Below are 21,367 nucleotides of genomic sequence, written 5' to 3' on the forward strand. Positions count from 1 at the left end.
TGAGGGAAACATGGCAGAAAAAATACCAGGCAAAAATAAAAAAGAAAGCCAAGAATCAGTATTTATGCAGATTATTCAAAGAGGCGTTGATAAAGGGATAATCGTATTATCAGACGATCAATCTAAGGTAACCTACCATTGCTCAAGAGATTATACGACAGGTTTTAAGAATCCCGAAGAAAAAGTTAGGGCTTCCTACTTTGTTGAATTGATTCTGGATTATCAATACCCGAAAGAAAGAATAAATTTTGAAGTTACTGTTCCCAGAAGAACCCCTGAAGACAGGGCAGACATTGTTATTTATGACGATGATGAATTAAAAATACCTTATTTGATTGTTGAGACTAAAAAGGATGGCATAACAGATGCTGAGTTTAAGCAAGCAATAGAACAGGCATTTGGCAATGCAAACAGTTTGAGGGGTAAGTATGCCTCTGTTATTGCAGGAACCACAAGGACAGCATTTGACATTTCAGGATTCAAACCAAGCGAAAGAGAAAAGAATGTTATTTCTGATATTCCAAAGAAATATGGTAAAACTCCCAAATATAGATTCATTAAAGGTGAAACAGACAAAGAACTAAAAACCATCTCAAGAGAAGACTTGATAAGAACGTTAGGAAAAGCTCATGATACGGTATGGCAGGGTGGTAAACTCGCTCCTACCACTGCATTTGACGAAGTTGCAAAGCTGCTTTTCTGTAAATTAAGAGATGAGAAGCTGACCAAAAAGGGTGAAGAGTATAAATTCCAAATAGGGACGCATGAATCAGCCGAAGATATTTATAGGCGCATAGATTCAATATACCAGAAAGCGAAGAAAGAAGATTCAGAAGTATTCAAGGAAGATATCCGTTTAGACCCAAGGGTTGTATATAGTGTTGTTGAACATTTACAGGGGCTTGCCATCAATAAAATTGATTTGGATACAAAAGGCGTAGCCTTTGAAAAATTTATGGAAGATTTTTTCAAGGGTAAGATGGGACAGTTTTTTACTCCTCGTGAAATTATTAAATATTGTGTTAATATGATTTCCCCTGATAGGGGCGACCTTGTTTTGGATCCTTCCTGTGGAAGTGGTGGTTTTCTTCTTAATGCAATGGACAGGGTTAGGAATTATGCAGAAAAGAATTATGATACGCAAGAGGCATACAATTACTGGCATGATTTCGCAAAGGATAATCTTTACGGCATTGAGATAAATGACCAAATTGCCCGAGTATGCAAAATGAACATGATTATTCATGATGACGGCCATACTAATGTAATTAGTACAGATGCCCTTAGTGACTTTGAAGACTTCAAGAAGATTCATGCTAAATTTAAGAAAGACCATTTTGACATAATTCTGACAAATCCGCCATTCGGTGCAATCGTAAAATCAACAGAAAAGGATTATCTTGATAAATATATATTAGGTGAAGACAAACAGAATCAAAAAACAGAAATCTTATTTATCGAAAGGTGTATTAATTTTGTTAAGCCAAAATCCGGTAGGATTGCCATAGTTTTGCCTGATGGTATTCTAACCAATTCTTCTTTACAATATGTGAGAGACTTCATAATGGAACATTGCCAGATTTTGGCTGTTGTCTCTTTGCCTCAATTTGCGTTCTCTCACTTCGGTGCAGGTGTAAAGTCCTCTCTGGTATTCCTTCGCCGCAAAGGAGAGAAAGAGAAAATTGAAAAGTATCCTATTTTCATGGCAATTGCTGACCATATAGGATACGATGCTACAGGCAGACAAGACCCGATTAATGATTTAGATACTATTTATGAAGAATATCAGAAGTTCCTGAAGAATCCTAAGGGGTATAAGTAATGGAATGCTTTACTGTTTTATCGAATGAAATTGAAGGCAGGTTAGACTGCTTTTATTATAATCCTGTATTCATCGAATTAGAGAAGAAAATAAGGAGTAAAACTAAAAAAATTCTTGGCGATTATATTCTCAATATCGCAGGTGGAGCAACTCCTGAAAAGGACGAATCTGATAAATATTATACTGAATCCCCTAATGAAGGGGTGCCATTCATAAGGGTTCAGAATCTTGGTGAAGAAGGATTAAAGTTAGATGATTGTAAGTATATTAAGTGCGAAACTCATAATACAATGTTAAAAAGAAGTCAGGTCAAAGAGTATAACCTACTAACCAAAATTACTGGCGTGGGAAGGATGGCAATATCTTCTATTGCTCCGAAAGGATTTGAAGGTAATATAAATCAACATGTAGTAGTTATGCAAACAAGTGATTATGAGACAAGCAAAGTATTGGCTGCATTTTTAAATTCAGACATTGGTGAGAAGCTTGCTTTCCGTCGTTCAACCGGAGGTACGAGACCCGCTTTAGATTATCAAGCACTAAAGACCATACCGATAATATTTGAACCTAAAATAGTAGAGATTATGCAAAAAGCCTATGTTGAAAAAAAGAGAAAGGAACAAGAAGCTGAAATAATTATTAACTCTCTAAACAACTTTGTTCTTCAGTTACTAAACATTAAAGTTTCGGAAATTAATGATAAATTATGTTTTGTGGTATTTTCAGATGAAATTGTAGGAAAAAGATGTGACCCAAAGAAGTATACTGTAAAACCGACAGGAATCATTCAAGCTATATCAAAAGCGAAATATAACACAAAAGAGTTATCTAGTCTAATACAAGAAACCATATCAGGAGAATGGGGCGAAGATGAAGAAAAGGAAGAACAATTTATTGATTATATCAATTGCAGTGTTCTTAGAAATACGAATTTTGATAACAGATATAATTTAAATCTGCACGATGTAGCTCAAAGACTTTTACCTCAAGAAAAATATATTAAAACAAAACTTATCAAAGGTGATATTCTAGTAGAAAAATCTGGTGGTAGCCCAATTCAGCCTGTTGGCAGGGTGGCGATAATACAAGACTCAAATGAAGGTTATGGTTTTAGTAATTTCTTGCAGTGTGTCAGACTGAATCAAGAAAAGGTGCTTCCCGAATATGTGTTTGCATACTTAAGAGCACTTTATGGATTAGGATATATGGAGTATCTTCAAAACCAGACTACAGGGATTAAAAATTTGATTATGGAAGAATTTTTATCTATTCAAATACCCTTACCGCCTCTATCTGTCCAAAAAGAAATTGCGAAAATAGTATTGACTAGCATTGAGAAAGCAAAACAATTAGAAAAAGAAGCACGGAATATTATAGAAGAGGCAAAAAAAAAGGTTGAAGAAATTATATTAGGGAAAATAGTATGATATCTTTAAAAGGTATTTTTGGTATTTCTTTGGGTGGGTTTCCTTGTATTAGAGGCTATGCTAAACTTGGTGATTTGGCAAAAATATCAAAGGCGAATCCAGGTTTTCAAAGGGAATTGCTTCCCCATCATAAGAAAGATATTGAAATATTTCTAGATAATCAGGAATACCTATTTTTCTCTGAGATTGTTCTCTCGTGCCCCTTATACTACGATTACGGTAAAAAGAATGCAATAAGCGGTCTTAATCCGATAAATAGTATAGGAAATAAGGAAAACTTCAGTTCCAATGTAAATAAGTTAAGTATTAAATTTAAGAAGAATACTGATATTGTTGAACTTACTATTGATGAGACAAAAAACGATTTTCTTTTAAGCAGAGTTGACGGTAACCATAGGTTATCTGCTTCTGATTTGAAGGATTCTTTTAAAGAGTATACTACACCCTTTTGTATAATTCTTTTTTCAGATGACAAATCCGATAAGCGGGATAAAGTGATATTCCATAATATTAACTTTCGCTCAATACCTCTGGAGTTTGAACACAGTCTGAAGATATTCCTAGATGATGTTTCTTTATTCTCGGATGATGAGCTTAAAAAGCCAAGTCTTGGTTGGGCGTACTATTTTGCCAGAAAATTGATGCATGATGACTATCAAAACATATCAGTGCTACACAAGGATGGAAAATACAGGCATATATTAGTAAATGCAGTAAAATTATTATTGGAAAGGGGAGCAATAAAAGAAAATGAAGATGAACTTAGCAAGATAAGAAATGCTCTTAACAGACTCGATACTATTTATTTAAAATATCCTGTAATACACTCAAATTCGGGAATATTCTCAACTATGTTATATTTGCAGATACAAAAAGAGTATCTTATTGAACCTTTTCTTCAATGGGTTACTAATGACCTTGTTTATGATATAAAGGAAATATCTCCAGAGAGTTTATTAGAAATATTCAATAAGAGGATAGAATCGAGAAGCAGGGAAATATTTATTTCAATGGATTTTAATAATAAACATTCAAAGCTTAATTTTAATGTTGTGAGTGATGTCATAGATTCTATAAACCAGAAATATTTCAATAATACTCCTCCTCTGCAATTAAAGAAAATAAAAGTTGACAACCCTAATGACCCTTGCACATTTCGAATAACCGAAGAAATTGTTTGTAAAATAGAAACATGTGGTTTGTTGATAGCCGATCTTACTGGGATGAATTTGAATGTTTACCATGAGTCTGGTTATGCTATGGGCTATATAAAAGGGAAAGGTCTTAGTAATAAGATAATGTTCCTTTTGTACCATGATAAAAAGGATAGAGATGTAGATAAGAAAGTTGCTTTTAATTTAAGAGATTTTTCTCAATTGAGGTTTTCAAATAGGAAATTACTAAAGAGCAAAATAAAAGATAGAATATTGAGGCATTATAATCTCTTATAGTTTTCCGTTCAGATAAATAATAGCACTGCAATAAAAGCATTGTAAATTTGACTTAATTCCCGAAAAATAGTATCTTTACCTCGTAGAGTTCGCATTTCATAAGAAGTGCGAACTTTTTCTTTTTTATGGCATAACTCCCTTATTAGAATACCGTCAATAAATTATAATATTGTCAATTCATCTGCCCGTATCAAATTAAACTACCCTTAAAACACATTTTATCTGTTTATCACTCTCCTTTCCCCTTAAATTTCAACTCCGTCGTAAAACCGGCAAAAGGTTTAAATTGCCGTGTTTTTTCCTATTTCCATGGAGTTCAGAAAACTTATGAAATCTGCACCGGGAAAACCGAAGAAAAAGAGGTTTAACTGGACACTTGACGAAAGCAAGTATCTTTCAACAGAGGAAGTCAAAAAACTCCGGGAAACATGCCTAAAGAGAAGGGATATTGCTGTTATACGGCATGATTATATTCCCGTGAGAGACTGGTTCATGGTCGAGCTTGGCCTTAATGCCGGGCTTCGTGTTGCTGAAATGGCAAATCTCAAAGTTTCTGATCTATTCATAGATGAAAACCAGTCTTCTATATCTACTATCGGCAAGGGAAGCAAGAAAAGAGCTGTCTGGATAAGTAAACGCTTCAAAAGAAGCTGTATATGGTTTTTAGGCTGGAAGCAGAGAATAGGGCAGAGCATAAGCCCTGATTCCTATTTATTGACTGCGCAGGACAGCAAGAGATTGACTACAAGGGCATTGCAGAAGGCATTCAAGCGGTGTATGGCAAAGGCAGGGCTGGCAAGCCATTACTCAATACATTGCCTGCGCCACACTTACGGAAGCCATCTCTATGTCTCAAGCGGTCATGATTTAAGGCTTATCCAGGAACAGCTTGGCCATTCATCTGTAAAGGTAACGGAAGTATATGCAAGTGTAATGGATGTAGATGCAAAAAAAGCAGTTGAGAGGCTATATAAGTAAATATATGCAAAATGATGAAGAAAAATACAATGAGAGTATAGAAAATATCTTATGCAACAAGGAGTTGGAAACCCTGCGGGTAAAATTTATCCTGGTGCTATCGGGGCTAACAAAAATAAAGGAGAACAATACCCGAAGGGCAAACATAAGCCTTATTGAAACAATTTTAGATAAGCTTTACGATATTCTTGTTGCCAAATCTAACAGTTGAATATTTTAATTAAAGGAGGCTATCAGATGACAAAAAAAAATATTGTTTTAAATTTGTTGAGATTTTCTTTATTGTTATATTTTATTAGTTACCCAATAACTGCCCTTGCCGGATGGCAAACAGTGACGATCGATTCAGGAACAAGCAATTGGGGTGGAAACAACTATTCGCTTAAACTCGATTCAAACGGTAATCCGCAAATATCCTATTTTCGCGACGGGTATGTTAAACATGCTAAGTGGAACGGTACAACATGGTCACTCAGTACAATAGACTCAACGGGATACTATGGCTCAAAAATATCTATGGATTTGGATTCGAGTAATAATCCACATATAGTTTACACATACACATCAGGAACAACCGTTTCCTATCTAAAGTATGCCGAATGGACAGGTACTGCGTGGAGCACAAGCACTATAGATTCCCTTGGTTATACAGGTAAAAACGCAAGCATAGAAATTGACGCATCTAGTAACCTGAACGTGATTTACAAAAGGACAGACACAGGTGAAATAAAGTATGCCAAGTGGAGCGGTTCCTCATGGACTATTCAGTCAATTGCAGTTTCAACAACAAGTGCATATATATCGTTTGGTCTGGATAAAAACAATTACCCGAATATATCATATTTTTCTTATCCTAGCGGTGGCTTAAAGAATTTAAAATGGTCAGGGACAAGCTGGATAACGTTGACAGTTGACACAAATACAAGCGCTGGATACTGTGATTCATTAACGGTTGATTCTAACGGTAACCCACATATAGCTTATTATGCATGGCTGGACAAACTAAAATACGCCAAATGGGACAGTACTTCATGGAATACCCAGTTAGTATCATATCCAGGTGGGACAGATGTAAACGATATGGAGATAAAAACTGATTCAGCCAATAATCCTCACATAACCTATGTAAACAGAAATGATAGTAATATATACTACGCGAAATGGACAGGTACTTCATGGGACATTAAGACTATAGGCAGCATGGGAAGCTATGCTGGCGGCTTTGGCGGGCATCCAAGTATAGCGTTAGATTCGTCTAACAATCCACGCATATGCTATATTTATTTCGATACAAACCAATCGCCGATGTACAGCGAAGTAAGGTATGCGAAATATACACCTGATATTTATTATTATATAAAAGGCTATGTCAAAGATATCGGCGGAAACGCGATATCTGGCGTAAATATTGACCTATCAGGTGATAGTGCAGGCAGTTATACCACAACAGCTTCAGGTTACTACGAGTTCCTAAACCTTCTAAAGGCCGGAAACTATACAATAACACCGTCCAAAACCGATTATTCATTCAGTTCAATAAATAATACTTATGCAAATCTTAGTGCAAACCAAGACAACCAGAACTTTACCGGAACTCTTATTACTTATTACATAAAAGGGTATGTTAAAGATACTAATGGTCAAGTCATAAGCGGTGTGACGGTAGCTTTAACCGGTGATAGTTCACAGCAATACATAACCTCAAGTTCAGGCTATTACGAATTTACAGGGCTATTGTCCGGTTCCTATACCGTTACTCCAACAAAGACAAATTACACTTTTTCGCCCGCTTATAATACTTATACGCTCACATCAAACCAGACTAACCAGAGTTTCTCAGGCGACCTTGTGCCGTTAATCTCGGTAAGCGTTTCAAACCTTGATTTTGGCGAGCCCAAGGTAGGCGAATCAAAGACGTTATCGTTTACAATAACCAACACAGGCGGCGGAACTTTAAGCGGGACAATAACCAGCGACAAAGACTGGCTTACAGTTTCCCCTGCAAGTTTTAGCGCAAGCACAACAACAGTGACCGCTGCCGTAAACACATCCGGACTTACAGGTAAAAATTATACAGGTATAATAACTATAACATCAAACGGCGGCAATAAAACAGTAACTGTAAGTGTTACACCTACCTGCGTGATAGTATACCCTAACCCGTATAGGATATCCAAAGGTGCACCGTTAAACTTTTGGGGTACAGGTGTGCCTTTTTGCGAGATAGATATCTATACGCTTACTGGCAATCTTGTCAAAACAATCAGAGAAACAAGCGGCAATGACAAAGTATCTTGGTCTGCTGAAAATGACAGCAACGAAAAAATAGTTCCTGGGATCTATCTTTACAAAACTAAAAATTTTAGGGAAAACAATATCGGCAAATTTACGGTAACAAAATAAAACTGTGTTTCAGTGTAAAAATCGGCATCTTGTTACTGCTGAACAATAAGGAGGCACGATGAAAAATTTTATCTTGATGACACTTATGTTCTTATGTTTATTATCTTTAGTTGAAAAAAATGTATTTGCAGACAGTTCTGGAAGCGTTGGCGGTGAACTGTTGAAACTAGATTTAGGCGAACGTGCAATAGGTATGGGCGGCGCATTTTGCGCTGTTTCGGATAATGTTACCGCCATACACTGGAACCCTGCCGGTTTAGCTCAACTGAATCTAAGAGAAATATCGTTAACTCAATACGATTATGTGTTAGATATGCCTGTCAAATATTTGGGGTTTGCGTATCCTTTAAACAAAAATCACGGTGTTTTAGGTGTACAGTTTGTACAGCTTACTTCTGACGATATTTATAGGGACGATAATGCTTCTTTACTAGGTAAATTTACGGATGAGAAAACTGCTGTTACATTGAGTTACTCGCTTGTTATAAATGATGTGTTGTTATTCGGAATAAATCTGAACACATTATATTCAAGATATGACACATATGAAACAAGCGGCGCGGGTGTTGATATGGGATTGTTGTACAAAACACCGGTCAAAAATCTTAAACTGGGTGTTGTTGTTAAGAATATTGATGCAAGCATAAAGTTTACAGATGATCTGGAAACAATTCCTCTCAACCTGACACTCGGGGCATCTTATGCTTTGCTTGACAAAAAACTGATACTTGCGCTTGATACGGACATCTTTAAAGATGCAGGTTCAAAGTTGCATCTTGGCTGTGAGTACAACTATGCGCCTGTCAAGAAATGGGATATGCAACTCTCTTTACGGGTCGGGTACCAAAACTCACTTAATTCCGGAAACAGTGCTCTGATGTCAGGTGTAAATACCGGGTTTGGTATAAGATACAAGAACTACAGTATTGACTATGTTTCGTTACCATATAATGATTTTGGTACAGTTGCAAGAACATCTTTAAGCGTAAGATTTTAACGTTGGGTACGATAATAACTTTCAAAGGAAGAATATAGCCAGAAGAAAAAGCAGGTATTAGATAATATAAAATAAACACAATCATTTATTTCAGGGGCAACGGTAAGTCTGACCCCCAAAGATGAGCCGTTGCCTCTTTCTTTTTAGTAAAACTTATAAATCAGGCATCTGTGTGATTGTCATAATGGCAGAAGACTTAGAGAATGATAAGTGGGTTGATATTAAAATATCATTAAGTGCCCTTTCTTCGGGTATAATAAAGGCAAAGAAGCAGCTTGAAGAATATTCAAAGGAACTCGGCTGGGAAATAGAAACAGCCAAAAAGGGTGTTGTAGACGTTGATGGTGAACGGTGGTATGAAATTACAGTTGCACCTAAAGGTGGTAAAATAAGCCCGGAGGATTTAAGAGAACGAAGCGATTTAATTAAGGGGTTTGCCGGAGCTATATTGAGAGATACAATCTGCCAGGGTAATGAAGAGAGATGGCAGAAAAATAACATTAACACATGGGGTTTTACGACTATAGATAAGAAACTATGTCTAAACATATCATTTTATACTATACTTTCCATTGTCCTTGATTTAAAGAAAGCGATAAAGCTTGACCATGAAAGCCCTAATCTATTCGAAAAAGCATTTGAAATATCTTTGAAAGAATGGTATCTCGAAAACGTGAAGAAAATCAATGGTCTTTTCGTTTCTGGTGAGGATAAATCTAATGCAGAGCGCTTAACTGTTATTTTAGAAGAAAATGGAATGCCTAAAATTCATTTTGTGAAAAAAGGATTTACACGGAAGCTCGTAGATTTTCTTTTTTGTGACGATTAATATTTTAAATTCATAAATATGTTTCTTTCAGTGCAATATTATAAGTTAAGCGAGTGATTAGGATTTTTACCTTTGTCTGTTATTTAACAAAAATATCATTATTTTTTCGTAAATAGTAGCCTGTCTTTTAGGACAATCCTATTAAAAAGCATATTTTGCAGTATCTATATGCGAAAAGAGGTGACGGCAAATTATGAGTGGGTGGCTGAAAGTGCTAGGCGAAAAGCCATTCTATTGAGTTTTAACAGGCCAATGATTAAATCTGAGATTGAGGAAAAGGTTTCTTCTTTTATTGGTATCAAAGGCAGGGCAAGCGTTAAGCTGAAAGAATTTATTGACAGAGGACTGATAGTATTCTCAAATCAGGCAGTAAGAGAAGGCAGGATTTACAGCTTATCCGAAACCGGCAGGGGAATTGCCCTTGAGGTTGCGGAATCAGGCAATTTTCATTGGCAGTATTCCGAGCCGGTGCTTGACTGGCGATTATATGGCAGTATTGTTTGCGGTAGGCGAAAGAGAAAAATATTGCATGATATAGTAGAGAAAGGGCGCATTACTACGATTTTAAAACACTATCATATAAAAGCTGAACTCTTGCGGGATACCCCCCGTAGTTATAGATACAAAATTCTTAATGACTTCCTGAAATCAGGGGTTGTGCAGAAGATTATTGAAAAAGGAGTGCCTGTATATGTGCCGACTGAGAAGGCCAGGGAGTTATATTCACTTATTTTTGCGAATTAGCTTTGATTCTTCTTTTTTATATTTATCTTGGTTGATTCTATTTTTTCGTTCATTTTTGCCCATTTCTTTTTTAGCTCTATTCCTTTAGCAGGATCGTTCATTCGCACCCCTTGTTTATCTAGTTCTATTAACATAGTCTTAATAAAATCTAAAGAAATGTCCTGAAAATCCTTTAGGTTATTGAACTGGTCAGTTAGGCTATTTACTTTTTCTTCCAATTCAGTCTTTTTATCAGGGGGCAGTTCTTCAGTCTGGTAGATTTGGTTTTTTAAAATCGCTTTCAAGGTTTCTTCATCTAAGTGTTCATAGGCCTGGCTCATGTCCTTAGAGTGACCCATGAAGTCAGCAGCCGTGTCCTTGCTTATCTTACCTTCACGTGCCAGCTTGTATAACATCGTGGCTCTGCTATGTCTCAGGAGATAGTTCCACATATTACGTCCAACCTTATCAGACAGCCCACGCATCCACAAGCTAATAGTAGATTTATCGATTGGTTTGTTTATATCCCCCTTACTATGGAAAACATAAACACCAATAGTTCCAAGCCTTTCTTGTTCTTGTTTTAACAGATGCAAATAGCCAGTAGCTTTCTTTACAAACACAGGCCGAGACCTTTTTGTCTTTGTGGCATAAATATTAACCTCTGAAATGTCTCCATCTATGCTCAGCTTTAAGTCTGCCCACTTCAACAGCCTTGTCTCAATGGTCCTTAGTCCAGCTTCAAATTGAACCAAGAAGAATGTCTTATAGAATAGCCTACTTTCATGTTTTAGAATATTCTCAATATCTATTTCGGTAAGCATATCTGCGGAAGACATCTTATTTTTATTAGCAGGTTTTGAGATTAGCCTGATATCTTCTAAGTTATTGAATCGAGCTGACCAATCCTTAAAATGCCATTTAAGAAAATTTCTTAAGTTTATCTTAATGTTATTGCGCGCATAATCACCCATATAGGAATTGTTAAGCAAAACCAGGAAGTTAATAATGTCATTTAAGGTTAGTTTTGAAAAAGGCTTTTCTGTAACATATCGGATATGTAATACATAGCGCTTGATGTCTGCCAAAGTCTCGGCAGTCATAGAACCATACTTGGCTCTAGCCGTTCTATATTTTAAATACTGGCTAATAATATCCTGCTCTTTCTTAGGTAGGGAATTATAAAAGAATTCAATCGGCGAGCCCCCTTGTCTGCCTTTCTCGAACTTCGGATAATTATTTAGCATATAAGAAGCTATCTATTGAACCTTATAAACGTTTGGAAAAGGCTGTCCATTGTGCTACGCCGGGTAATACTTCCCAAACATTGTTAATGGTTAGGAATTGCCTATAAGACCTTAAGCTTAAGACTTTCATATACAGAATCTATCCTTTAAAAATCTTGTTCATAAAATAATATTATACAGGCATTTTTACAAACGGAGCATTGTCTAATTCATTCATGAATATCTCTGGTTACAGTATTGCATTTTAGTAATAACCCGAATGTTTGTCATACCCGCCGGTATAGTAGTCCTTGTGGGATTCTACTATGTGGTTGAAAGCAAGCTCTATGTCTTTCAATGTATTTCTTATAGACTCAACATTGCTGCTCATTCGTAGTATTGCCTTTTCGCATTTCTTTTCAAGATTTTCGTTTGCCATTTGTTATTTTGTGGTGAATACAGTTTTCTTTATATTCGTTGTCCTAAAACTCGGGCTTGGCAGAGTGGCTACGCATAATTGCCGACGCTGGTGGCTATCACTTTTTTTGTGTTAATTATGCCTGCCTTTTTAAGCTCTTCCTTGATTTTGAGTTCTGTGGCTTCGTTTGTGGCGACAGAAATTACGCAGGTGCAGTTGTGTTTCAGGCACTTCATTACATTGTAAACTGCTCTCCTGGGTTCTGTCTCAATTTCTATGGCAATATTCTCATTCTGTTTTTCTATGATTATATCGGCATTTCCATTTACGGGTTCTTCAATCTTAACCTTGTATCCTTGTTTTGAATAGTATTCGGCTATTTTGTTTTTCCAGTAGCGATGTTCTATGCCTTCGTTTGAGAATTTAGCATCATATCCTGTTTCATTCAGGTGTGCTATTCCCTTGTTTGTGAGCTGTAATGCCTTAATCATTCCTTTTGCAGTTGTTATCTTTCCTGATTCTACCAGACCCTTTTCAATCAGCCTATCCTTTGTCTTGTTTCCTTCCCTTACATTCAATTCAAGCCGGTTGTATCTTTCAATTATGTTAGAAGTCGGCATTTCATACACATCTGCCAGGAATTTATTGTAAACAAGGGGTATTTCAATTTTTTGCGAAACAGGGGGTATAGTATCATGACATGGTGAAATACCCTCAAATTCGCTGAAATTCTTGTTTACAGGGCTGGTAGAGGCGAAATGCCCCTTCATTCTTTCTTTAATTATTTCATCTGTTATTACCCCTTTTTGGATAGGAACCAATGGGAATTTTACATGGCAGGGATCAATCCTGTTTTTTATTTTTAGTATTCCTTCGCCGACTTTCAGCTTATCAAGATAGATTTCCTGCCCGTTTTCAAGGAACAATGATTTCTTTGAAGCGTAAATGTCATCGCCGTGCTGCAAGCCTAAAGTAATCTGTGTGTGGCAGTTGCCGAGAATGTATATAGGCAGAAGGCTTGTATGCTGTGTTATGCTTACCAATCCTTCCCCGAATCCTCTTATCTCTCGATATACGTTTTCCAATGAACTTAAAGATTCCATTTCTATTTTGTTTTTAGGGAAAAGATTATGAATTTCCTCAATGAACAGGACGTGCCTTAATTTATCGCTTTCTCTTTGCGAGAGCCTGTATAAGTGGATCCATCTCAAAATTATTTCAGTAAAGAAAGTTCTCAAGGGTTTTGGCATTTCCTGGTCAAGTTCTATTATGACGGGTTTTTCAAGTAACTCTTCAAGCTTTATAGGATGCCTTACATTAAAGCATACTGCATGAGGCCCGAAGGTGAAGCTCTTTAATACCCTTGCTGTGGACTGCTTCCAGAGCAGCTCTCTTGCGAAAGCATTTGTCTTTTCAAGTTCCTTCAAGCCGTCAAAGAAGTTAGGGTATTTGTCGCCCTGTCCTATGGTAAAACCTGCTTCTTTGAATTTCTTTTCATAAATCTTCATGAAGAAGTCTGCGACTCCCATACCGGCAAGGTGCGATCTTTCAAGGGCTTCTGTTATTATTGCAAGCCATGTTTTCCAATGAACATTTGGCGGCGGCCTGAAAGGGTTCCAGTAAAAAGGCGCTGTCATTCTTCCTACTGTGAATACTTGTACATCCTTTAATTCAGGAAATTTGTCTGAAAGACTTAACAAATTACGGTAGCTTCTTTTCCAGTCAATTACTATAAAGGGGGTTTTGTTCTTTAGCAGGTTAAGGGCGAGAATCATGGCCAGATTTGTCTTACCCTCGCCTGTTATTGAGAATATGCCTATCTGTTTTACAAAGTCCTGCTCATTTAGTCCAACCGGACAGACTTCTTTTCCGTTATACAAGACGTTCCCGATGGGGAATGTTCCCTTTGCAGATTCTTTGTCAGGCGGAACAAGTAGAATGTTTTCCTTTCCAATGTCTGTTTGCAGATGCTTGAAATATAGAACCTGAAATATTTCCTCAAGCTCTTTTCTATCTTTCCAGCCACTCGTGAGGTAAGTTTTCCATAAAATGTCTGCTTTCCAGCCTAGTACGGGCTTGAGCCTCTTGCAAATCTCTTCCGGTGTGAGGTTATTGTTATTCATACCGCACTACTCCCTCAAGGCTGTTTCCTGAAATCAGTTGTTTCTTCCTTGCGTTTGTCTTGTAATCATTCATTGCAAACATCAGGTCTTTTCTTAACTCTGCTATATCGCGCCAGCATGATATTTCCTGCTCTCTTTTATCTTTTTCAGAATCCAGTATGCTTTTTTCGATGTCATTCCTTGCTTTGATAATTACTGGTGAGGTTGTGTCACAGAAAAGGTCTTCAAGCTGGAAGAGCCTGCTTCGCTGTCCTGATATTGAATAATCTATTTTGTTCAGGTTATTGTATTTTATCCCTATTCTTTCCTTTATCTGCGATATGGTGTTAATGACTGAGCTTTTTGCAAAAGCTGTCTTGTCAGCAAACAATAGGTCAATTTCGTCTTTGGAATCCCTGCATGATTGCATTTCCATAAACCTATTCAATAGAGTCAGGTCTTCCTTGTCTGCATATATCGGGATAAAGCCATTATTCTTTTCCTTCTTGCAGTATTCCAAGTCCTTTATGATTTTGTATTCAAGTTTCATCTCTTTTAAGTGGCAATCAGTTCCTTAAAAGCTATGTCCTAATTCACGGGAAGGGGATAACTTCTCTTTTAGGACACTCCTTTTATGTGGCCCTGCCTGCTTATGTCAATGAAAAAGATAGTTGTAGTTGAAAGCAGGATAAGGGATTTGATTGAAGGTGTGAGCCTGTCCTCTGATTTTATCCCTGCCTTGAGTTTAAGGGTTGAAACTTTAGTCAAAGAAGCAAAAAGGAGAGCTGAATCAAATGGAAGAAAGACATTGCAATCAAAAGACCTGTAAATATTGCGGAGAGAAAGTTGAGGGGCTTTTTGAGTCTGTCCGAGTATTTAGGGGTAGTGTGATTGAAACACGGACAATATGTTTTAGCTGTTATTTTCTTGAACGTTGCATATAATAAATCCTGCCTTTTAGGACACGCCTTTTATATTCCAATTACCTAAATATTTTAACTCATTTCAGTAAAAGCACGGGGTTTCATAAGCAAACCCAATGCGTGCTTTTTAGGGCGATTTAATTCGTCGAGTATGTAATTCTTTCGACTTATTCGGAGATATGGAAAATAAACAGGCTGTTTGTCTCAACAAAAATTGACAAAGGAGGCAAACATTTATGAATAGTTTCTCGTGCAGTGGCAAGGTATCAAAAATCAGTGAGCCGATTTTCTTAAATGAAAACACAATGGCTCTGCGTTTTACGGTAATGGCGGTAAATGGGCAGGTGGATTCCCAGGGCAAACCTCGTGCTGATTACGTTCCCTGTATCCTGTTCAATCCGAGTGAGGAGCTACAGGGAGTATTTGCAGGGGATAAAACTGGTTTTGTCGTGGAGTTTTCAGGGAAAGTATCAAGCACCAACCTGCCTAATCCAAATCAAGGAGGAAAGAAAAGCTTCAGAACAGAAGTAATAGTTTACAAGAACACTCTTCTATTGAAGAGCTAAATCAAAGAGCAAACAGCCTGTTTGCAGTAGTTTGTCAGCAAAGCAGTAATAATCGGGGCCTGCCGGTCTAGTAATGCCGGCAGGTCTTTTTTCTATTGGAGGCAGTAATTATGAACGTATTTGAGTATGAAGGGAAAAAGTGCATTTCAATTAATGGCAAAGATTATTTTTTAATCAGGGGATATGCAAAGCATTATGACAAATACATTTTTGTGCAGGTTGCAGGGAATACTCCTTTGCATAAAGAGGATATGCCGACAAAAGATTGGGAAATTGTCAGCAGTAAAGCAGATGATAAAAAGTCATGGATTGCTTATGTCAAAAGCTATTTCAGCTATGACACCGGAAAGGCGACTTCCGTTTTAGCGTTTTTAGGTGCAACAACGGCAGGCTCATATTATGTTGCGCTTAATTTTATCGCAAAGAAGTTCGGCATAGACCTGCCTGCCGATAAAATACACAAACTTGCTGATAAGTATTCAAAAGGAAAGAGCGAACATTTCTGCATAAGCGAGTTTGCGGATAACGGGAATACCGGGCAGAGCATGGTTTTAGTTGAGTTTAACGCAGGATTTGACGAAGAAATGGCTTTTGAAATTCTTAACTTCTCAAAAAAAGGAGATGATAAAAATGAGATTCATTAAGAAAAAGAGCGTTATGGAATGTGTGAAAACAATTTCGGGAAGAAAGAGAATCATATCAAGAAGATTTTATCTATGGCTTGACGCAAGAGTCCAAACGGCAATAGAGGACGTCGTAAAAAGAACGGGCGGTAACAAACGAATAGAAGGATTTTAGGAGGTAATCGTATATGAACGGCGAAGAACGCAACAACATTATTACTCATCTTGAAAACTGCGATACGTTTGACGGTTTTGTGATTAAAGATGAAAAGTGCAGGCAGTATTTTGTGTGTGCCATAACTTTGTTATCAAGGCAGAATGGCAATACATTCCTGCAAAAACTGAGAAGTTTAGGTTGTAAATCCTACAAGCGAAAAATAGAGAATGAGGAGGTGGACAACGATGCAGACAGCAAAACAGATGGACAATGATTTAAAGTCAACTGGCAGGCAGTCAAACAAAAACCTTAGTTTCAGGTTATACGGTAAAAGCAAACATCAGCAGTATTATACTCCGAACGAATTAGCGGACTGTATCTGTAAGATGCTGCTACCGGCGTTTGACGTAGAAAACATAGGATACCTTTCCGTGCTTGATCCGACCTGCGGTTCAGGGAGATTATTACTTCCCTGGAAGAATGTAAAAGCGCAGGTTTTAGGGATTGAACTGGACAAGGAGATAGCAGTAGTAGCAAAACGGCTTATTGGCAAAGAAAACGTAAGAACAGGGGATTTGCTTGATTACGCCTCTTTACTGAACGGGTTTAACCTTGCCGTATCAAACCCGCCTTATGGCATAAGATGGGACGTTAAGGATAAAAGCGTCAGCTTTGAGGCAACGTCTTACGGCGAGTCAATTGAAAGCCAGTCAGCAACAATAGAGATAATCACGCAGGCGCTTGGCTATAACGGGATTCTTGCAGCGATAATCCCTGCAACTACGTTTACAAACGCAAAAGATAGCGGGTTAAGGAAACACTTGTATTCAAACTATGACGTTCTGTTAAAAGCAACTCTGAAGAACGTATTTAAGGCAGAGTACAACATAGACGTTGTTGTTGATTTGGTAATCGCGCAAAAGAGCTATGTCCGTGATGAAAAAGAAAAAGCGGATTACGAAAAGCTTGAGATTGACATAATAAAAGATTTCGGCTGGCAGAATACTCTGATTTCCGCAATGAAAAAGATAATTGAAGATAAGAAAATTGAAGTTATGTCTTCCAAAAGCGGCCACGTTCCGTTCCTGAATATGTTAGAGCCAGTTGAAACTGAAAACAAGGCAAACATAACGTGCAGGGGCATATCAGGAAATGTATCTACAATAGCGTTGCTTAATTTTATCAATAAAACGGTAGAGGATTACAACGTAATTCAGGGAGTGCAGACAGGAATAGTTGATGCCTACCTGTCATCGGCTAACCTTATTAAACGAGGAATAAAGCCTGCAATGGAAATGCTGAAACATCTCGGCTTTAACGCTGAGGCAAAGAAAGAGGATATAGACCGTCTTGAGCGGTTAAAGGAAAAGTATGAGTTTCTTTCAATGCCAATCTATAAGCCAAAGAGCCATCAGTTGCTTGCGTATTTTTATGACAAGGAGTACGAAGCTAAAGAAACAGTAAAAGATAAGGAAAATAGAGTGCTTTTTAAGGAAGGCAAAAAATATCATCTTCACCCAAGCTGGGTAAGGAGAAAAGAATTAGCCAAGTTAGATAACGTGTATGATGAGCAGTCAAAAAAGAACTTTACAATAAAGACAGAGATTGATAGGGGTTATCTTTCAATAAATGTCATAAGCGAGCAGGGTCAGAAAACATTCCGGGAGATAGACCTTGAGGACATAAAGACGTTTATTAAGGTGTTTCCTCTGCCGGATGTTGAGGACGTAAATGACAAATATCCAAAACTTGTTGAAAGTTATAGAAAAAGAATTGAATCGGAGTTTCCGTTTCTTTTTGACTATCAAAAAGAGGATTTAGCAAGGCTGGCTCTGAAGAATTTCGGTTATGTTGGCTATGAGATGGGCGGGGGCAAGACAGTAACATCTGTGTGCTGGGCAAAGTTAAGGAATTATAAGCATGTGCTTATTGTGTGCCAGTCAGGGCTTGTAGATAATTGGCTTAATGAACTGAACAAATTTGGTTTTAAGGTACAAAAGCTTACTACCCACAGCTCTGTTGACAAATTAAAGGAACAGAAGAGAGCAGACCAAAAAACAGGTGAAACTATTTATTACATAACAAGTTATGAGTTTCTGTCTTTGGAATCCGGCAAGAGATACGATCCCTGGGACTGCATAGAGTATGACAAGGACGGCAACATAAGAAGAAAATCTACGGATAATAAATCAGAGAAATGCCCTTTATGCCACAGAAGTTTTTCGGATGCGATAAAGGAATGTCCTAAATGTAAAGAGCATGAAAAATGGACGGGCAATGTATGCCTTAAATGCGGTTATGTTGCATATACCTACACTTCTGAAAGAAAATCATATCCTGCATACAAGCGAATCAGAAAAATGTTTGATGCCGTTATTGTTGATGAAGCGCAGATGGCTAAGACAAAGAATTCGCTTAGAGGCAGAGCGGTAAGGGCATTAAAACCAAAAGGGAAGCTGATATTAACAGGCACTTTGATGAAAGGGTACATAACCGACATTTACTGGAATGTTGGCTGGCTGCTTGGCTTTGGGAATCCCTTGTTTCCGTACAATTACGTTGGCGGCTCAAAATACTTTCTTAATGAGTTCGGAACTTTTGAGTTTGTGACAAAGCAGTTTGAAGATACGTTAAGCGAGGGCAGGGCAAGGTTGATCCCTGAAGTATCAAACTTAAACAGGTTTTGGCGTATTATTGCCTCTTTTGCGGTAAGAAGATTAAAAGATGAGATGATAGAACTGCCGAAAAAGAACAAAAATATACTTCTTTTGCCAATGCACCAGGAACATGCGGACGTTTATAACCAGTTTCAGGAATGGGCAACAAAGACAATAAAAAAAGCAATGAACATGGCAGAAAGAAACGGCGGTGAAGTTAATATGGGCGTTATTTCTTCTGCTTTGTGGAAACTAAGGTTTGCTGCAACTGTTCCTAACGCAAGGGATTATCTTTGTGATGGCAAAGGGCCTGATGCCGTTTTATCAAACGGTAGTTGGAACAAGGTAAATAAAATTGTTGAGCTTGCGGAACAGATTAAGCAGAGAAATGAAAAAGTAATAATTTTTTCAGCTTTAAGACCTATGGTGTCTGCTATATGTAAGAAGTTAAGAGACAAAGGCATTGAGTTCATTCCCATACTATCAAACCATAAAAGCAGCCAGAGGTTTGCAAAGATTGAGGAGTTCAGTGCAAACGGACACACGGCAATTGTAACAGGGCTTAACGTTCTTAACCGGGGATTTACAATAACTGCTGCAAATAACGTGATTATTTCGGACATTGAATATACACCCGAATCTACTTTACAGGCAGAAGACAGAGCGCACAGGACAGGCCAGCAAAAAGAGGTAAACGTTTATTACCTTTTTTCAAAAGGGAGCATAGACGAGCTAATGTTTGAGCTTGTATCAAAGAAACAGGCAGCAATATCAAATGCAATAGATGGCAAAGCTGCCTATTCTAATCTTGCCGAACTTCTTGAGGGCATGAAAGGCAATATTCAGATGGAAGTTGCAAAACGGATAACTGTAAACAAGCCAGTTGAAGCTGAAAAAAATGTCATTCCGGTTGCTCTAACAATAACAACTGATTACAAAGAACCTGCAAATAACTTATGGAATGAACTATACAAGGCACAGTTAGAGATGTTAAAGAATAAAAGGGCAGAGAAACGAAAAAAAGTCCTTGAACATCTTGCACAGCCAACACTATTTGACCAGATGAATAGTTAGTAAATACCCAAAAAACGAAAAGCAAAAGCCTATCGGGAACTAAAACCCTGGTAGGCTTTTTTTACTTAAAAAGGAGGTGATTATTTTGAATGAAGTAAATAAATGGTATGCGACCTTGATGTTATCTGTACACTGTCTTTGCGAGCAAGGATATAATCCCGAACGGATTATTGATATTGCAAAACTGCTTGAGCAGAAAACCGGCATAAAAGCAGATTCAGTAATCAGGGAAATTCAAAGAACAATTGACTTTCATATTGACTATGAAAAGCATGAAATCAAAAACAGAAAATCGCGTGAAAGAGAAGTTAAACAGCAGGAAAAACACGAGCAAAAGTTCAATGAGCTACCCGCAGACATACAGCATATGATGATAATGGAAAACAGCGGAAGCTATCACAAGGCGGTTGATGTTTTGGCGAAAAAAGGCAGGAAATATGCCATGTCTTTTGCTGAAAAGCTGAACAAAAACCATAAGGAGTTTAACCATGTACAGCCCGAAAATCAAAGAGGAATTAATACCGAAGCTCTACAAAATTGCCCGGCAGAAGAACAAGCCCATGACTAAAATTGTCAATGAGATACTTGAAAGAGAGCTTGCCAGGATTGAGGCTGGAATCAAAAAGGAAGGTGATAACCAATGACAAAAACAGCTTGTATTTTCAGGAATGAGACAAACGAAGTCAGGGAAAGTGGGGTAAAAACTGTTTCACTAATTCCAAAAATGAAGGCAGAAAAGCGATTCAGGGATGATGGCATGTGTCCTGAATGCTTTGCGGAAATGGTATTGCGTGAAGGCATAACGACTTGTGATTTATGTGGTTATGTTGAATGCGATTGAAAGGAGTCAAAGGACCTGGGCATGTCTGAAAACTGCCTGTTTCCCTTTTGATAGTTGGATTTTGCATTTGCATTTTCAGGCTTCATTCCCCCTCATTCCTCTATTCCCCATCAACATCAATATCAGTGCAATGTTCAGTAAATCAACCCC

20 protein-coding genes are annotated in these 21,367 nt (G+C 37.6%); 16 read left to right on the forward strand and 4 right to left on the reverse strand.

Translation table 11 applies throughout. The features are described 5' to 3' along the window. The first annotated feature begins 10 nt into the window (after positions 1-10). The 9 genes from LHV68_09815 to LHV68_09855 all read left to right on the forward strand — a co-directional run bounded on the left by LHV68_09815 (position 11) and on the right by LHV68_09855 (position 10,651). Entirely contained in the window at positions 11-1,822 is a 1,812-nt protein-coding gene (locus LHV68_09815; protein MCB4792171.1) for an N-6 DNA methylase, read from the forward strand. Beyond that, positions 1,822-3,249: a restriction endonuclease subunit S gene (locus LHV68_09820; protein ID MCB4792172.1), complete on the forward strand. Its 1,428-nt coding sequence runs from the start codon at positions 1,822-1,824 to the stop codon at positions 3,247-3,249. Before LHV68_09815 ends, LHV68_09820 begins: the two co-directional genes overlap by 1 nt. Continuing rightward, entirely contained in the window at positions 3,246-4,700 is a 1,455-nt protein-coding gene (locus tag LHV68_09825) for a hypothetical protein (protein ID MCB4792173.1), read from the forward strand. Before LHV68_09820 ends, LHV68_09825 begins: the two co-directional genes overlap by 4 nt. A gap of 327 nt (positions 4,701-5,027) precedes the next feature. After that, a complete protein-coding gene (locus LHV68_09830) occupies positions 5,028-5,678 on the forward strand; it encodes a tyrosine-type recombinase/integrase (GenBank protein ID MCB4792174.1) in 651 nt (216 codons plus the stop codon). Between the two features lie 4 nt (positions 5,679-5,682). Then, positions 5,683-5,889, forward strand: a complete 207-nt coding sequence (locus tag LHV68_09835; protein MCB4792175.1) for a hypothetical protein — start codon at positions 5,683-5,685, stop codon at positions 5,887-5,889. 26 nt (positions 5,890-5,915) lie between these two features. After that, on the forward strand, positions 5,916-8,081 hold the full coding sequence (locus LHV68_09840) for a carboxypeptidase regulatory-like domain-containing protein (protein MCB4792176.1): 2,166 nt from the start codon (positions 5,916-5,918) through the stop codon (positions 8,079-8,081). Between the two features lie 58 nt (positions 8,082-8,139). Continuing rightward, positions 8,140-9,078, forward strand: coding sequence for a PorV/PorQ family protein (locus tag LHV68_09845; GenBank protein MCB4792177.1), 939 nt, complete (start codon positions 8,140-8,142; stop codon positions 9,076-9,078). Positions 9,079-9,262: 184 nt separating this feature from the next. Beyond that, complete coding sequence (locus tag LHV68_09850; GenBank protein MCB4792178.1) at positions 9,263-9,907, forward strand: hypothetical protein; 645 nt, start codon at positions 9,263-9,265, stop codon at positions 9,905-9,907. Positions 9,908-10,159: 252 nt separating this feature from the next. Continuing rightward, entirely contained in the window at positions 10,160-10,651 is a 492-nt protein-coding gene (locus LHV68_09855) for a hypothetical protein (GenBank protein ID MCB4792179.1), read from the forward strand. Here LHV68_09855 and LHV68_09860 read toward each other — a convergent pair. The 4 genes from LHV68_09860 to LHV68_09875 all read right to left on the reverse strand — a co-directional run bounded on the left by LHV68_09860 (position 10,648) and on the right by LHV68_09875 (position 14,926). Continuing rightward, positions 10,648-11,877, reverse strand: a complete 1,230-nt coding sequence (locus LHV68_09860; protein ID MCB4792180.1) for a site-specific integrase — start codon at positions 11,875-11,877, stop codon at positions 10,648-10,650. The genes LHV68_09855 and LHV68_09860 overlap by 4 nt on opposite strands. A 244-nt stretch (positions 11,878-12,121) precedes the next feature. After that, positions 12,122-12,295 (reverse strand): hypothetical protein, encoded by a 174-nt coding sequence (locus LHV68_09865; protein ID MCB4792181.1) that lies wholly within the window; start codon positions 12,293-12,295, stop codon positions 12,122-12,124. 68 nt (positions 12,296-12,363) lie between these two features. Next, positions 12,364-14,397 carry an ATP-binding protein gene (locus LHV68_09870; GenBank protein ID MCB4792182.1) on the reverse strand — a complete coding sequence of 678 codons (2,034 nt, stop codon included), beginning with the start codon at positions 14,395-14,397 and terminating at the stop codon, positions 12,364-12,366. Beyond that, positions 14,390-14,926: a hypothetical protein gene (locus tag LHV68_09875; GenBank protein ID MCB4792183.1), complete on the reverse strand. Its 537-nt coding sequence runs from the start codon at positions 14,924-14,926 to the stop codon at positions 14,390-14,392. Before LHV68_09875 ends, LHV68_09870 begins: the two co-directional genes overlap by 8 nt. Positions 14,927-15,010: 84 nt before the next feature. Between LHV68_09875 and LHV68_09880 the strand changes: the two genes are divergently transcribed. From LHV68_09880 to LHV68_09910, 7 genes are all read left to right on the forward strand, one after another. Beyond that, positions 15,011-15,205 (forward strand): DUF1931 domain-containing protein, encoded by a 195-nt coding sequence (locus LHV68_09880; GenBank protein ID MCB4792184.1) that lies wholly within the window; start codon positions 15,011-15,013, stop codon positions 15,203-15,205. A 330-nt stretch (positions 15,206-15,535) separates the two neighbouring features. After that, positions 15,536-15,865 carry a hypothetical protein gene (locus LHV68_09885; GenBank protein MCB4792185.1) on the forward strand — a complete coding sequence of 110 codons (330 nt, stop codon included), beginning with the start codon at positions 15,536-15,538 and terminating at the stop codon, positions 15,863-15,865. 110 nt (positions 15,866-15,975) lie between these two features. Further along, positions 15,976-16,509, forward strand: coding sequence for a hypothetical protein (locus tag LHV68_09890; protein MCB4792186.1), 534 nt, complete (start codon positions 15,976-15,978; stop codon positions 16,507-16,509). A gap of 167 nt (positions 16,510-16,676) precedes the next feature. Further along, complete coding sequence (locus tag LHV68_09895; GenBank protein ID MCB4792187.1) at positions 16,677-16,919, forward strand: hypothetical protein; 243 nt, start codon at positions 16,677-16,679, stop codon at positions 16,917-16,919. Next, positions 16,891-20,376, forward strand: a complete 3,486-nt coding sequence (locus tag LHV68_09900) for an N-6 DNA methylase (protein ID MCB4792188.1) — start codon at positions 16,891-16,893, stop codon at positions 20,374-20,376. The genes LHV68_09895 and LHV68_09900 overlap by 29 nt, the downstream gene beginning before the upstream one ends. Before the next feature lie 85 nt (positions 20,377-20,461). After that, complete coding sequence (locus LHV68_09905; protein ID MCB4792189.1) at positions 20,462-20,944, forward strand: hypothetical protein; 483 nt, start codon at positions 20,462-20,464, stop codon at positions 20,942-20,944. 72 nt (positions 20,945-21,016) lie between these two features. After that, positions 21,017-21,217 carry a hypothetical protein gene (locus tag LHV68_09910; GenBank protein ID MCB4792190.1) on the forward strand — a complete coding sequence of 67 codons (201 nt, stop codon included), beginning with the start codon at positions 21,017-21,019 and terminating at the stop codon, positions 21,215-21,217. Positions 21,218-21,367: the final 150 nt, after the last annotated feature.

The sequence above is a fragment of the Candidatus Liberimonas magnetica genome (assembly GCA_020523885.1).
Classification (GTDB): Bacteria; Elusimicrobiota; Endomicrobiia; order Endomicrobiales; family JAFGIL01; genus Liberimonas; species Liberimonas magnetica.

Excerpts from the sequence above, each read along its gene's own strand:
- LHV68_09850 (MCB4792178.1), top strand. The coding sequence starts at position 9,263 with ATGGCAGAAGACTTAGAGAATGATAAGTGGGTTGATATTAAAATATCA.
- LHV68_09875 (MCB4792183.1), bottom strand. The coding sequence starts at position 14,926 with ATGAAACTTGAATACAAAATCATAAAGGACTTGGAATACTGCAAGAAG.
- LHV68_09890 (MCB4792186.1), top strand. The coding sequence starts at position 15,976 with ATGAACGTATTTGAGTATGAAGGGAAAAAGTGCATTTCAATTAATGGC.
- LHV68_09855 (MCB4792179.1), top strand. The coding sequence starts at position 10,160 with ATGATTAAATCTGAGATTGAGGAAAAGGTTTCTTCTTTTATTGGTATC.
- LHV68_09895 (MCB4792187.1), top strand. The coding sequence starts at position 16,677 with ATGAACGGCGAAGAACGCAACAACATTATTACTCATCTTGAAAACTGC.
- LHV68_09835 (MCB4792175.1), top strand. The coding sequence starts at position 5,683 with ATGCAAAATGATGAAGAAAAATACAATGAGAGTATAGAAAATATCTTA.
- LHV68_09840 (MCB4792176.1), top strand. The coding sequence starts at position 5,916 with ATGACAAAAAAAAATATTGTTTTAAATTTGTTGAGATTTTCTTTATTG.
- LHV68_09885 (MCB4792185.1), top strand. The coding sequence starts at position 15,536 with ATGAATAGTTTCTCGTGCAGTGGCAAGGTATCAAAAATCAGTGAGCCG.
- LHV68_09820 (MCB4792172.1), top strand. The coding sequence starts at position 1,822 with ATGGAATGCTTTACTGTTTTATCGAATGAAATTGAAGGCAGGTTAGAC.
- LHV68_09830 (MCB4792174.1), top strand. The coding sequence starts at position 5,028 with ATGAAATCTGCACCGGGAAAACCGAAGAAAAAGAGGTTTAACTGGACA.
- LHV68_09860 (MCB4792180.1), bottom strand. The coding sequence starts at position 11,877 with ATGCTAAATAATTATCCGAAGTTCGAGAAAGGCAGACAAGGGGGCTCG.
- LHV68_09815 (MCB4792171.1), top strand. The coding sequence starts at position 11 with ATGGCAGAAAAAATACCAGGCAAAAATAAAAAAGAAAGCCAAGAATCA.
- LHV68_09870 (MCB4792182.1), bottom strand. The coding sequence starts at position 14,397 with ATGAATAACAATAACCTCACACCGGAAGAGATTTGCAAGAGGCTCAAG.
- LHV68_09825 (MCB4792173.1), top strand. The coding sequence starts at position 3,246 with ATGATATCTTTAAAAGGTATTTTTGGTATTTCTTTGGGTGGGTTTCCT.
- LHV68_09910 (MCB4792190.1), top strand. The coding sequence starts at position 21,017 with ATGACAAAAACAGCTTGTATTTTCAGGAATGAGACAAACGAAGTCAGG.
- LHV68_09865 (MCB4792181.1), bottom strand. The coding sequence starts at position 12,295 with ATGGCAAACGAAAATCTTGAAAAGAAATGCGAAAAGGCAATACTACGA.
- LHV68_09880 (MCB4792184.1), top strand. The coding sequence starts at position 15,011 with ATGTGGCCCTGCCTGCTTATGTCAATGAAAAAGATAGTTGTAGTTGAA.
- LHV68_09900 (MCB4792188.1), top strand. The coding sequence starts at position 16,891 with ATGCAGACAGCAAAACAGATGGACAATGATTTAAAGTCAACTGGCAGG.
- LHV68_09845 (MCB4792177.1), top strand. The coding sequence starts at position 8,140 with ATGAAAAATTTTATCTTGATGACACTTATGTTCTTATGTTTATTATCT.